Raw genomic sequence first — 12,952 nt, forward strand, 5'->3', positions numbered from 1 at the left:
TGCCGCGTCCGCGGTCGGTGGTGTCGTCAGAGCCTCATGATGATCGGGAGCCTATCCCGGCGGCCGCCCGTGCCGCCACCCGTATCGACGGGCGTCAGCCGTGCTCGTTCGCGACGTCGGCGGCCGGCACCGCGGGGACCCGCCGGAACCGCGGGTGCAGCAGGACGAAAGCGGTCACCGCGGCCATGACGGCCGCACCCACCAGCACCGGCAGCGGCGGCCAGATCCCGTACAGCCCGGTCCCGGCGGTGGGGGCGATCACGAAGGTCAGGCCGGAGGTCGCGGTGGTCAGGCCGGCCAGCCCGCCCTGCTCCGCCCGCTCGACGAGCAGGGTCGGGCCGGCGGTGTAGCCCGGCATCGCGGTGCCGAGCCCCAGCCCGACGAGCAGGATCGCGACGACGATCGCCGCCGCGCCGGCGTCCGGCACCAGCAGGACGAACCCGGCGAGGGCCACCGATCCCCCGACCCGCAGCAGGGTCGGCGCGGTCCAGCCGCTGCGCGGCACGACGACCGCCTGCGCGAGCACCATGCCGAGCCCGGCGGCGAGCAGCGTCCCGCCGGTCACCAGCCCGGTGGCCTCCGCGGAGAGCCCCAGGCGGTCCTGCACGAGGAACCCGGTGATCACCTGGATGAAGCCGAGCGCGGTGAACATGCCGAACCCGGCCAGGAGGAACGGCCAGACCCGCGGATCGGTCGGCCGCACCCGGGCCGGTTCCTCGACCAGCTCGGCGCGCGGTTCGCGCCGGAGCCGGGTCGCGACCAGGACGAGCCCGGCACCCAGCAGCACCGGGACCGCGATGAGCGGGGTGAGCACACCGAACACCGACAGCACGCCCCCGACGACCGAGCCCCCCACCATCGCGACACCCTGCACCGCGCCGATGCCGGCCATGCCCTTCACCCGGGCCCGCTCGTCGGCGGTGACGTCGGCGACGTAGGCCTGCGCGGTCGGCGGCACGGCGGCGATCGCGGTGCCGAACCCCAGGCCACGCAGCAGCACGAACAGCACGAACAGTCCCGTCCCGGTCACCGCACCGGTCGTCCCCGACCAGGCGACCAGCGCGAACAGCGCCATCGACGTGGTGGCCAGTGCCAGCGCACCCACGAGCACCGGCTTGCGGCCCCAGGACTGCGAGCGGCGGCCCCAGGACTGGCTGGTGAGCACGACCATCAGGGCTGCCGTGCTGATCGTGACACCGACCTGCCACTCGGCCAGGCCGACCTCGCGGGACAGCGGGGCGATGACGGGGTTGAGCGTCATCTGGCCCAGGAAGACCAGGAACACCGCGGCGAGCAGCAGCCCGATCTGCGGCCGGGGCGGGGAGCCGTCGCGGGCAGCGGTCACGGACCGAGTGTCTCAGCTCCAGCCGTAGCGCGACCGGAGCTGGTCGGCGACCCGGTCGAACCGGCTCCGGTCGAGCACCGCGCCCTCGCGCCGGATCCCGTGCTCGTCGATCTCCAGCACCCGGTCGAGCCGGATGTAGGAGTCGCGGCCCTCCCGGTCCCAGGCGCCGGAGCCGATGCCGACCCAGTCCGGGTCGTCGGCGCGCCGGTCCTGGCTGGACAGCATGAGCCCGAGCAGCTCCGCACCGGAGCGCCCGACGACCAGCAGCGGCCGGTCCTTGCCCTGGCTCGGGTCCTCCTCGTAGGGCACCCAGGTCCAGACGATCTCACCCGGGTCGGCGGCACCGTCCGGCTCGGGCGCGTAGGCGACCTTGCGGGCCCGGTCGCCGGTGGGGGCGGTGCGCACCGGCGCCGTGGCTGGGGCACCTCCGCCCCGCGCCGGGGCCGGTCGGCCGCCGCGGTCCTTCTGCTTCTGCGAGTCCTTCAGCAGCTGCATCGCCACGTCGGCGGCCTTGCGCAGGACCGAGCCCCAGTTGATCGCCATGCCGGTCAGCCTGCCGCACGTGCGGGTGATCACCGGCGCCGGGGCACGCATGAACGGCGGAGCATGCGGGAATCCGCCCGGCATGAAGGCGACGCTCATCCACGGCACGCACGACATCCGGGTCTCGGCCGACGTGCCGGACCCACGGCTGCGCGACGACACCGACGCGATCGTGCGGGTCGTCCGGTCCTGCATCTGCGGCAGCGACCTGTGGCCGTACAACGCGGCCGAGGACTCCCCCGAGGGGAAGCGGATCGGGCACGAGTTCCTCGGCGTCGTGGAGGAGGTCGGCGCGGGCGTCCGGACCACCCGCAAGGGGCAGCTCGTCGTCGCACCGTTCGTGTGGGCCGACAACACCTGCGACTTCTGCGCGCAGGGCCTCCAGACCTCCTGCCGGCACGGCGGCGGCTGGGGTGCCGACGGCACCGACGGCGGCCAGGGCGAGGCGGTCCGCGTCCCGTTCGCCGACGGCACCCTGGTCCCGATGCCCGGTGAGCCGGACGACGCGCTGCTCGCCTCGATGCTCACGCTGTCCGACGTGTTCTCCACCGGCCACCATGCGGCCGTCTCCGCGCGGGTGAGGCGGGGCGACACGGTCGCGGTCGTCGGGGACGGCGCGGTCGGGCTGTCCGCGGTGCTCGCCGCGAACCGGCTCGGCGCGGAGCGGATCATCCTGCTCGGCAGGCACACCGACCGCACCGACCTCGGCCGGGAGTTCGGCGCCACCGACGTCGTCGCGGAGCGCGGCGACGAGGGGATCGAGCGGGTCCGCGAGCTCACCGGCGGCGACGGCGTGCACGCGGCACTGGAGTGCGTCGGGTTCGCCGAGGCGGTCCGCACCGCCGTCGGCATCACCCGCGACGGCGGTCTCGTCGGCCGCGTCGGCGTCTCGCAGTACACCGACGTGCCGCTCGGGGTGGGCCCGTTCATGCGCAACGTCGGCATCGTCGGCGGGGTGGCCCCGGCCCGCGCCTACATCGAGGAGCTGCTCCCGGACGTGCTCGACGGCACCGTCGAGCCGGGCCGGGTGTTCGACCGGACGATCGGCCTCGACGACGTCCCGGACGGCTACCGCGCGATGAACGAGCGCGAGGCGCTGAAGGTGCTGATCGCGCCCTGACCCCGGGCCGGACGGACGAGAGGCCCCGCACACCGTGCGTGTGCGGGGCCTCTCGTGGTCGGTGACGCCTCAGGCGCTGCCGTCGCCCTCCTGCTTCTCCTGCTCGGCGACGGCGGCCTTGACCTCGTCCATGTCGACGCCCTTGACCTGTCCGATGAGGTCCTCGAGCGCCTCGGCGGGCAGTGCGCCCGGCTCCGAGTACAGGACGACGCCGTCGCGCACGGCCATCACGGTCGGGATCGAGGAGATCCCGAACGCGCCGGCCAGCTCCTGCTGCGCCTCGGTGTCGACCTTCCCGAAGGTCACGTCCTCGTGCTTCTCGGACGCCTCGTCGTAGACGGGGGCGAACTGCTTGCACGGTCCGCACCAGGACGCCCAGAAGTCGATCAGGACGGTCGCCCCGGGCGCGCCCACGACGTCGTTGAAGTTGTCGGTGGTCAGTTCCACGGTGGCCATTGTCGCTCCAACGACGTCGGGGGGCGGAGTTGTTCCCGATCCGGGTGGATCAGACCTTCAGGATGCGGCGCGCGGCCGCGGTGATGCCGTGACCGTGCCCGGCCGCGATCTTGTCCAGGCCGGAGCCGACGGCCTCGTCGTCCGGACGGACGTCGACGAAGCGCTGGGCCTCCTCGTCGAGCACCAGCACGCGGGCGGTGCGGATGTCGTAGAACATGCCCATCACCTCGGCGCCGGAGTCCTGGGCCCGCAGCATCTCCATCTGCAGCGCGACGTTCACCATCGCGAGCTGGTCGGTCTCCTCGAAGCCGTCCTGCGCAGCGGCCTCGGCGACCGGGTGACCGGTCTCGAAGGCGCGCAGCACCGGACGGGCCTCCAGCAGCCAGGTCCCGAGGGCGCCCTCGGTGCCGGCCGCGCCGGACCGCAGGCCCTTCATCGCGCCGCAGCCGGAGTGCCCGCAGACGGCGACCAGGGGGACGTTCAGCGCCGAGGTCGCGAACTCGACCGCGGCGGCGGTGCCCGGCCCGCAGGCCAGGTTGCCGACGTTCTGCACGGTGAACACGTCACCGGGACCGCTGTGGGTGATCACGTGCGGCAGCACCCGGGAGTCCGCGCAGGAGATCATCATCGCGGACGGGGCCTGGCCGTTGGCCAGCTCCGACATCGTCGGGCGGATCGCGTCGCAGGTGTTCTCGTGGTACGCCGCGACGCCCGCCATCAGCGGCTCGGACGCCGTCTGCTCGGCGTTGCGGGACTGCCACTCGCCCCAGGTCAGGAACCGGGCGCCGGGCGCGGTGGCGGCGCTGCGGCGCGCCTCGTCCGGCTCGATGACGACGACGGTCCCGCCGGTGCCCTCGTGCCGCGCCTTCCAGGCCAGCAGGTGGTCGTAGGCGGCGTGGTCGAGATAGTCGGTGACCAGACGGACGGTGACATCGGTGCCGCGCGGCACGGCGTTCAGCTCACGGGACAGCCGCGGCACGGCGAGGAAGCTCAGCGAGCCCTCGATGACGAGCTCGCAGCTGCCGTCGGCGGCCTGCTCCAGGTGCGGGCGCGAGCGCACCGCACGCCACAGGAGCATCAGGCCGGCCAGCACCAGCCCGGCCACGACGCCCTCGAGCAGGTTCAGGAACACGACACCGGCGAGCGTGACGGCGTAGATCGCGAGCTCGCCGTGGGCGCGGGCGGTGCGGATGTCGACCGGCTTGATCAGGCCGATACCCATCATGACCAGCAGACCGGCCAGGGCGGCCATCGGGATGAGCTCGATGACGCCGATCAGGACGATCGCGAACAGCGCGATCCACACACCGTGCAGCACCGTGGAGGCGCGGGTCTCCGCACCGGCCTTGACGTTCGCGGCGGACCGCACGATGACACCGGTGATCGGCAGGCCGCCGATCATGCCGGAGACGGTGTTGGCGGCACCCTGGCCGAGCAGCTCGCGGTCGGTGTCGGTGCGGGTGCCCGGCTTCATCCGCTCGATGGCGACGGCCGAGAGCAGCGACTCGACGCTGGCGATCAGCGCCACGGTGAGCATGCCGAACAGGACGCCGCCCCAGTTCGACTCCGGCAGCGACGGCAGCGACAGCGCGTCCAGGAGCGAGCCCCCCAGCTCGACCCGGGCGACGTCGGTGAAGCCCAGCGACACCACGGTCGCGGCCACGATGGCGATCAGCGCCGCGGGCACCACGGTGACCTTCGAGGGCAGCCGGCTCCAGCCGAGCATGATCGCGATGACGAGGCCGCCGAGCAGCAGCGCGGGGAGCGACAGGTTCGCGATCGCGCCCGGGAGCGCGGTGATGGACGCGACACCGCCGGTCTGGGCCTCGCCGCCGAGGACGACGTTCAGCTGGCCGAGTGCGATCGTCGCGCCGATACCGGCGAGCATGCCGTGCACGACGGCCGGCGGGATGGCCTGGGCGAAGCGCGAGAGCTTCGTGAGACCGAAGACGATCTGGAGCACACCGGCGCCGGCGGTGATCAGCGTGGTGACCTGCCAGCCGTAGGTGTTGACGAGCTCGGCGACGATCACCGTGAGACCGGCGGCCGGCCCGGAGACCTGCAGCTTCGAGCCGCCGAGCAGCCCGGCGACGACGGCACCCACCACGGCGGCGACGAGGCCGGCCAGGATCGGGGCGCCGGAGGCGACGGCGATGCCGAGCGAGAGCGGCACCGCGACGAGGAAGACGACGATGGAGGCCGAGAAGTCGGCCCGCGCGTGCGGGAAGGTCCGCCCGAACCATCCACCACCGGGCGGCGAGTGCTCCCCCCGGCCGGACTCGACCGGGGAGTGCTCGTCCTGGGTGGTGCGGACGGGACTGGTGTGACTGGTGTTACTGGAGTGACTGTGCGAGGGCACCGGATCCTCCGGGGTCGGTCCGTTGGGGGCAGGCGGACCGCGGCGATGCGGTCGCGTGGCCGGCGGGACGTGCGTGCACGCCACCAGCCGGACGTTTCGTCGAGTCACGGAAACGGATCTTGATGAGAGTGCTTCTCATCGAATCGGTGGGACACGACGAAACGCCCGGTCAGGACACTTCACCTCTGTGTAACGTGATCAGCGTCACAGTAAGATCCACCCGTGCAGGTGGCCCCCGTCACCGGCGCCGGTGCTATCCCGCCAGCGCCGCGGCCCGCATTCCGGCCGTGATGAGCCCGATGTCCTCACGCGTACAGACGAACGGCGGCATCGCGTAGACCATCGAGCGGAACGGCCGCAGCCAGACTCCCGCGAGGACCGCCGCGGCGGTCGCCGCGGGGAGATCGATCTCGTGGTCGAGCTCGATCACCCCGATCGCGCCGAGGATGCGGACCTCCGTCACCCCGGGCAGGGACCGGGCCGGTGCGAGACCGGCCCGGAGCGCGGCGGCGACGTCCTTCACCTCGCGTCGCCAGTCGCGCTCCAGCAGCAGCGAGACCGACGCGTGCGCGACGGCGGCCGCCAGCGGGTTGCCCATGAAGGTGGGCCCGTGCATGAGGACGCCCGCCTCGCCGTCGGTGATGCCGTGGGCGACGCGCCCGCTGCACAGCGTCGCGGCCATCGTCAGATACCCGCCGGTCAGCGCCTTGCCCAGGCACATGACGTCCGGTGCGACGCCCGCGTGGTCGGCGGCGAACAGCTCGCCGGTGCGGCCGAAGCCGGTGGCGATCTCGTCGAAGACCAGCAGCACGTCGTGCGCGTGGCACAGCTCCCGCAGCACGTGCAGGTAGCGAGGATCGTGGAAGCGCATGCCGCCCGCCCCCTGCACGACCGGCTCGACGATCACCGCGGCGAGCTCGTCGGCGTGCGTCTCGACCAGCTCGGCCAGGTGCGCGACGTAGTCGTGCGAGAAGTCCTCCGGCGGTGCGTCGGCGAACACCTGCTGCGGGAGCACGTCCGACCAGAGCGAGTGCATGCCGCCGTCGGGGTCGCAGACGCTCATCGCGCCGAACGTGTCACCGTGGTAGCCGCGCCGCCAGGTCATCAGCCGGTGCTTCTCCGGCCGGCCGCGGGAGCGCCAGTACTGCAGGCACATCTTGATCGCGACCTCGACCGAGACCGAGCCGGAGTCGGCGAGGAAGACGTGCTCCAGGCCCTCCGGGGTGACGTCCACCAGCAGCCGGGCCAGGTCGACGGCCGGGCCGTGGGTGACCCCGCCGAACATCACGTGACTCATCCGGCCGAGCTGGTCCTGCACGGCCCGGTCCAGCCGGGGGTGCCGGTAGCCGTGGATCGCCGACCACCACGACGACATGCCGTCGACGAGCTCGCGGCCGTCCGGCAGCCGTAGCCGCACCCCCTCGGCCGACTCCACGACCAGCGGGGTCGCGGTGGCGGGCATGGGCGAGTAGGGGTGCCAGACGTGGGCACGGTCGGTGGCGAGCAGCCCCCCGATGCCGTGCGGGGCAGGTGTCTCCCCCGGCTCGGGGGCGGATCCGGGGACGGTCACGGCTGTCCACCGTAGTCCCGGGTTCTACCCTGGTCCGACCATGGCCACCCCATTCCGTGACCCCGGGCCCGCCGAGGCCGCCGACGGTTCCGCGCTACGGCGCCGCGAGCTGGGCCAGACCTCCGCCCGGTCGCTGCTGCTCACCGTGCTCGGCGAGTTCGTGCTCCCGGCCGGGGAGCCGGTGTGGACCCGCGCGCTGCTCGAGGTGCTCGGCACGCTCGGCGTCGAGGCGAAGTCGGCGCGCCAGGCACTCGCCAGGACCGCCGCCGAGGGCCTGCTGACCTCCGACCGCGACGGCAGGCGGGTGCGCTGGTCGCTCACCCCGTCCGGCGAGCGGCTGCTGTCCGACGGCGCAGCCCGCATCTACGGGCTCGGCGCCACCGGCACCGAGTGGGACGGCCGCTGGCTCGTCCTGCTGGCCTCGGTCCCCGAGTCCCGCAGGCGGCTGCGGCACCGGCTCCGCACCCGGCTCGCGTGGGCGGGCCTCGGCTCCCCCGCCCCCGGGGTGTGGCTCTCCCCCGACCCCGGCAAGGAGGAGCAGGTCGCCGCCGTGCTCGACGAGCTGGGACTGGCCGGGATGAGCAGCTCGTTCGTCGGGCGCTACGGCGGCATCGGCAGCGCTGCCGAGGTGGTCGCCCAGGCCTGGGACCTCGACCGGGTGGAGGCGGCCTACCAGGAGTTCCTCGACGACTTCGGGGCCGAGCTCGACCGCACCGATCCCGGCGACGTGCTGGCCCGCCAGGTCCGGCTCGTGCACGCCTGGCGTCGCTTCCCGTTCCTCGACCCGGAGCTGCCCGCCGAGCTGCTGCCCGACCGCTGGGCCGGGACCCGCGCCACCGAGCTGTTCGCCGCGCTGCACGCGCGGTGGGACGGCGCGGCCCGCGCCGCCTGGGCGGAGCTGGCCGGCACCCCCTGATCCCGGGGGTGCCGCCCGCGAGCCCGCTCAGCCGCCCAGGCAGCCCGGCCCGAGCAACGCCTTCAGGTCGCCCATCAGCGCCGAGGTGTGCATGACCTTCAGCGAGTCGTCCAGCCGCAGGGCGGTGATCTTGCTGCCGTAGACCAGCGACAGGTGCACCTCGGAGGTGCCCGGGTGGTGGGTCAGCACCTCCTTGAGCTTCGAGACGCGCTCGGGGGTGCACTGGTCGGTCCGCAGGCTCACCCGGATCGGCAGCCCGCCCTCCCCGGCGGCGGCCAGCTCGGGTACCGCGAGATCGTTCGCGATCAGCGAGATCCGGTCGTCGCGCTTGTTCACCCGGGCCTTGACCAGCACGATCGCGTCCTCCGCGACGTCGACGCCGACGACCTGGTAGGCCCGCGGGAAGAACAGCACCTCGATCCCACCGGCGAGGTCCTCGATCTGGGCCGACGCCCACGGCTCGCCGTTCTTGTTCACCCGGCGGTTCACGTTGGCGAGGATGCCGCCGACGGTGACCTGGCCGCCCTCGGCGACCGAGCCCTCGACGATGTCGGCGATCGAGGTGTCGGCCTTCGCCGCGAGCGCCTGTTCGAGGCCCTGCAGCGGGTGCCCCGAGACGTAGAGGCCCAGCATCTCGCGCTCGACGGCGAGCTTGTGCTTGGAGTCCCACTCCTCCTCGGGCACCTTCACGTCGAAGATGCCGCCGAGCTCGTCGCCGTCGTCGCCGCCGCTGCCGTCCATCGATCCGAACAGGTCGAACTGGCCCAGCGACGCGGCCTTCTTGGTGCTCATCACCGCGTCGATCGCGTCGGCGTGCACCAGCAGCAGGCCCTTGCGGGAGTGACCGAGCGAGTCGAACGCCCCGGCCTTGATCAGCGACTCGACGACCTTCTTGTTGCAGACCACCGCGTCGACCTTGCGCAGGAAGTCGGAGAAGTCGACGAAGTTCCCCTTCTCCCGGCGCGCGGCGACGATCGCGTCGACCACGTTGTGCCCGACGTTGCGGATGCCGCCGAGACCGAACCGGATGTCGTTGCCGACCGGGGCGAAGTTGCGGACCGAGTCGTTGACGTCCGGCGGGAGCACCGTGACGCCCATCCGGCGGCACTCCGCCAGGTAGACGGCGGCCTTGTCCTTGTCGTCGCGGACCGAGGTGAGGACGCCGGCCATGTACTCGGCCGGGTAGTTCGCCTTGAGGTACGCGGTCCAGTACGAGACGACGCCGTACGCGGCGGAGTGCGCGCGGTTGAACGCGTAGTCGGAGAACGGGAGCAGGATGTCCCAGAGCGTCTTGACGGCATCGGCGGAGTAGCCGTTGTCCTTCATGCCCTGGGCGAAGCCGACGTACTCCTTGTCCAGGATCTCCTTCTTCTTCTTGCCCATCGCGCGGCGGAGCAGGTCCGCCTGGCCGAGCGAGTAGCCCGCCAGCACCTGCGCGATGGACATGACCTGTTCCTGGTAGACGATCAGGCCGAAGGTCTCGCCGAGGACGTCCTTGAGGGGCTCCGCCAGCTCCGGGTGGATCGGCGTGATCTCCTGGCGGCCGTTCTTGCGGTCGGCGTAATCGTTGTGCGCGTTCGCGCCCATCGGGCCGGGGCGGTAGAGCGCACCGACCGCGGAGATGTGCTCGAACTCCGACGGCGCCATCCGGCGCAGCAGGTCCCGCATCGGGCCGCCGTCCAGCTGGAACACGCCGAGCGTGTCCCCGCGGGAGAGCAGCTCGTAGGTCGGCCCGTCGTCCAGCTCGACGTGGTCGAGGTCGACCTCGGGCTTGCCGTTGAGGGTGATGTTCTCCAGGGCGTCGTCGAGGATCGTGAGGTTCCGCAGCCCCAGGAAGTCCATCTTGAGGAGACCGATGGTCTCGCAGACGCCCATGTCGAACTGGGTGATGACGGCGCCGTCGGACTCGCGGCGCTGGATCGGGATGACGTCGATCAGCGGCGTCGACGACATGATCACGCCGGCCGCGTGGACGCCCCACTGGCGCTTCAGGCCCTCCAGGCCCCGCGCGGTGTCGACGATCTCCTTGACCTGCGGGTCCGCCTCGTAGAGCGCGCGGACCTCGGTGGCCTCGGAGTACCGCTTGTGCGACGGGTCGAAGATCCCCGAGAGCGGGATGTCCTTGCCCATCACGGCGGGCGGCATCGCCTTGGAGATCCGGTCGGCGACCGAGTAGCCGGGCTGGCCGAACAGCACCCGCGCCGAGTCCTTGATCGCGGCCTTCGCCTTGATCGTGGAGTAGGTGATGATCTGCGCGATCCGGTCCTCGCCGTACTTCTCGGTGACGTAGCGGATCATCTCGCCGCGCCGGCGCTCGTCGAAGTCCATGTCGATGTCGGGCATGGACACGCGGTCCGGGTTGAGGAACCGCTCGAAGATCAGCTTGTGCCGGATCGGGTCGAGGTCGGTGATGCCCAGGACGTAGGCGACCAGCGACCCGGCGGCCGAGCCGCGGCCGGGGCCGCACCGGATGCCGACCGACTTGGCGTGCCGGATGAGGTCCGCCGTCACCAGGAAGTAGCCGGGGTAGCCCATCTTGATGATGACGCCGACCTCGTAGTTCGCCTGCGTCCGGTACTGCTCGGTGATGCCGTTCGGGAACCGGTCGTGCAGGCCCCGCTCGACCTCCTTGATCAGCCAGGACTCCTCGGTCTCCCCCTCGGGCACCGGGGCCTTGGGCTGCAGGTCCTGGCCGGTGGTGAAGTCGATGTCGCAGCGCTCGGCGACCCAGAGGGTGTTGTCGCACGCCTCGGGGTGGATCGGGTCCCACAGCTCGCGCATCTCGGTCGCGGACTTGAGGTAGAAGTCCTGCGCGTCGAACTTGAACCGGTTCGGGTCGGCGAGGGTCTTCCCGGTCTGGACGCAGAGCAGCACCTCGTGCGCCTTGGTGTCGTCCGGGTAGGTGTAGTGCAGGTCGTTGGTGGCCAGGCCGGGCAGGTCGAGGCGCTTCTTCAGCGCGAACAGGTCCTCCTGGACCCGCTTCTCGATCTCGATCCCGTGGTCCATCAACTCGCAGAAGAAGTTGTCCTTGCCGAAGATGTCCCGGTAGTCGGACGCGGCCTGGCAGGCACCCTCGAAGTCGTCCTGCTGGAGCAGGCGGGCGACCTCACCGGACGGGCAGCCGGTCGTCCCGATGAGACCCGTGCCGTACTGCTCGAGCAGCTCGCGGTCCATACGGGGCTTGTAGTAGTACCCCTCGAGGCTGGCGAGCGACGAGAGCCGGAAGAGGTTGTGCATCCCCTCGGTGTTCTCGGCCAGCAGCGTCATGTGGGTGTACATGAGGTCGGGGTTCTTGTCGGCGGCGCCGGGGTTGCTGCCGCCGAGCGCGACCCGCTTGCGCTCGTGCCGCGAACCGGGCGCGAGGTACCCCTCCATGCCGATGATCGGCTTGACGCCCGCCGCCTTGGCCTTGCGCCAGAACTCGAAGGCGCCGTAGACGTTGCCGTGGTCGGTCATCGCGACCGCGGACATGTCGTTCTTGACGGCCTCGGAGAAGAGGTCGTCGAGCCGGGCCGCCCCGTCCAGCATCGAGAACTCGGTGTGGGTGTGCAGATGGACGAAGGAGCCTGCTCCGGACGAGGCCATGTGTGTTCCGCGCTCCTCTCCCGCGCCCTGGGTGGCGCGGTGCTCCCCGTGCGCACGCGCCCGCCCGCGGCGGGGCCGGGGACGCGTGCGTGCCGTGCTGGTCACCGACCACGGCCGGACCCGGCGACGGGCGGAACGGCACCTCCGGCCCGGCCTGGCGGGGCCGGTCGACGGTGCCGGTGGGACTCCTGCCGCGGGGCCGGAACGACCGGTTTCGGTGAGCGCCCAGACTAGCCCCGCCCCCCGACAGTTCCGGCGACGGCGGCGGCTCCGGACCGGGTCCGGCGCGTCGCTCCTGCTCAGGGCCGTGCGGCCCGGGCGACGGCGTGTCGCGGTCAGCCGGCGGGGACCGGACCGTCGTCGGGCGGCGGGGTCGCGGCGGTCGTCTGCTCCGGCAGCAGCGGGGACAGTGCGAGCTCGCGCTCCGTCGTCCCGGGGGGTGCGGCCTGCACCGCGCGGACGCCGTCGCGGGCGGCCAGCGACTCCAGCCCGGCACGGTCGGCGGTCACCACGAACGCGATCACACAGGCACAGTCCGGTGCGGCGAGCGCACGCCGTTCCGCGCCGGCGACGTCGGCGCGGCGGGTGAGCGACTCCCGCGCCCCGGGGGCACCGGCCACGGCCTGCCGGGCGCGGTCCGCGTCGGCCTCGGCGGCGAACGCGGCCCGTTCGCGGGCCACCCCGAGGGCGGCCGCCGGGTCCCCGGTGCCGACGACGGGCTCGAACCGCAGGGCGGTCTGCACCCGTGCGAACGGCACCCGGAACACCGCCGTGGAGATCCCGGGCGCGCCGAGCGCCGCCACCGAGGCGGCGTCCGACGGCCGGTCGAGCTGCACCAGGGCCGCGGCGCGCCCGCCCGCCGGTGGCAGCTGCGCGGGCAGCGACGCCAGGTAGCCCGCGACGTCCTGGCCGGGATCGGGCCCGAGCCGGACCGACCCGGTCGCGGGTGCCGGGCCCGGCGACGGCCCGGAGCCCGCCGCCCACACCGCACCGAGCAGCACCACGGCCATCACCGCGACCACCACCCACAGGCCGCGGGTGCTCAGGCCCGTCACGGG

At 72.7% G+C, this 12,952-nt stretch carries 9 protein-coding genes; 2 read left to right on the top strand and 7 right to left on the bottom strand.

What is annotated here, in order from left to right; genetic code table 11:
* Positions 1–94: 94 nt before the first annotated feature.
* Positions 95–1,345, bottom strand: a complete 1,251-nt coding sequence (locus tag PP1_RS05885) for an MFS transporter (RefSeq protein ID WP_010227669.1) — start codon at positions 1,343–1,345, stop codon at positions 95–97.
* A gap of 12 nt (positions 1,346–1,357) precedes the next feature.
* On the bottom strand, positions 1,358–1,972 hold the full coding sequence (locus PP1_RS05890) for a type II toxin-antitoxin system PemK/MazF family toxin (protein WP_083697324.1): 615 nt from the start codon (positions 1,970–1,972) through the stop codon (positions 1,358–1,360).
* Between PP1_RS05890 and PP1_RS05895 the strand changes: the two genes are divergently transcribed.
* Entirely contained in the window at positions 1,971–3,008 is a 1,038-nt protein-coding gene (locus PP1_RS05895) for a zinc-dependent alcohol dehydrogenase family protein (protein ID WP_029239390.1), read from the top strand. The two genes, PP1_RS05890 and PP1_RS05895, sit on opposite strands and share 2 nt — an antisense overlap.
* A gap of 69 nt (positions 3,009–3,077) precedes the next feature.
* Here the strand turns inward: PP1_RS05895 and trxA are convergent, their stop codons facing one another.
* The 3 genes from trxA to PP1_RS05910 all read right to left on the bottom strand — a co-directional run bounded on the left by trxA (position 3,078) and on the right by PP1_RS05910 (position 7,339).
* A complete protein-coding gene (trxA, locus tag PP1_RS05900) occupies positions 3,078–3,464 on the bottom strand; it encodes a thioredoxin (RefSeq protein WP_010227663.1) in 387 nt (128 codons plus the stop codon).
* A 49-nt stretch (positions 3,465–3,513) separates the two neighbouring features.
* The gene (locus tag PP1_RS05905; protein ID WP_010227661.1) at positions 3,514–5,823 is read right to left on the bottom strand and encodes a SulP family inorganic anion transporter; all 2,310 of its coding nucleotides are present in this window, start codon (positions 5,821–5,823) and stop codon (positions 3,514–3,516) included.
* Between the two features lie 253 nt (positions 5,824–6,076).
* Entirely contained in the window at positions 6,077–7,339 is a 1,263-nt protein-coding gene (locus PP1_RS05910; protein WP_029239389.1) for an adenosylmethionine--8-amino-7-oxononanoate transaminase, read from the bottom strand.
* A 94-nt stretch (positions 7,340–7,433) separates the two neighbouring features.
* Between PP1_RS05910 and PP1_RS05915 the strand changes: the two genes are divergently transcribed.
* Positions 7,434–8,309 (top strand): PaaX family transcriptional regulator, encoded by an 876-nt coding sequence (locus tag PP1_RS05915; RefSeq protein WP_010227657.1) that lies wholly within the window; start codon positions 7,434–7,436, stop codon positions 8,307–8,309.
* 27 nt (positions 8,310–8,336) lie between these two features.
* Here PP1_RS05915 and dnaE read toward each other — a convergent pair whose 3' ends face one another.
* Together dnaE and PP1_RS05925 are read right to left on the bottom strand one after the other, a co-directional pair.
* Positions 8,337–11,894 carry a DNA polymerase III subunit alpha gene (dnaE, locus tag PP1_RS05920; RefSeq protein ID WP_010227655.1) on the bottom strand — a complete coding sequence of 1,186 codons (3,558 nt, stop codon included), beginning with the start codon at positions 11,892–11,894 and terminating at the stop codon, positions 8,337–8,339.
* 335 nt (positions 11,895–12,229) lie between these two features.
* Positions 12,230–12,949, bottom strand: coding sequence for a hypothetical protein (locus PP1_RS05925; RefSeq protein WP_075314122.1), 720 nt, complete (start codon positions 12,947–12,949; stop codon positions 12,230–12,232).
* Between the last annotated feature and the right edge of the window lie 3 nt (positions 12,950–12,952).

The organism is Pseudonocardia sp. P1 (genome assembly GCF_000178675.2).
Classification (GTDB): domain Bacteria; phylum Actinomycetota; class Actinomycetes; order Mycobacteriales; family Pseudonocardiaceae; genus Pseudonocardia.

Coding starts and splice junctions, on each gene's coding strand:
- PP1_RS05895 (WP_029239390.1), top strand. CDS start 1,971: ATGAAGGCGACGCTCATCCACGGCACGCACGACATCCGGGTCTCGGCC.
- dnaE (WP_010227655.1), bottom strand. CDS start 11,894: ATGGCCTCGTCCGGAGCAGGCTCCTTCGTCCATCTGCACACCCACACC.
- PP1_RS05890 (WP_083697324.1), bottom strand. CDS start 1,972: ATGCCGGGCGGATTCCCGCATGCTCCGCCGTTCATGCGTGCCCCGGCG.
- trxA (WP_010227663.1), bottom strand. CDS start 3,464: ATGGCCACCGTGGAACTGACCACCGACAACTTCAACGACGTCGTGGGC.
- PP1_RS05915 (WP_010227657.1), top strand. CDS start 7,434: ATGGCCACCCCATTCCGTGACCCCGGGCCCGCCGAGGCCGCCGACGGT.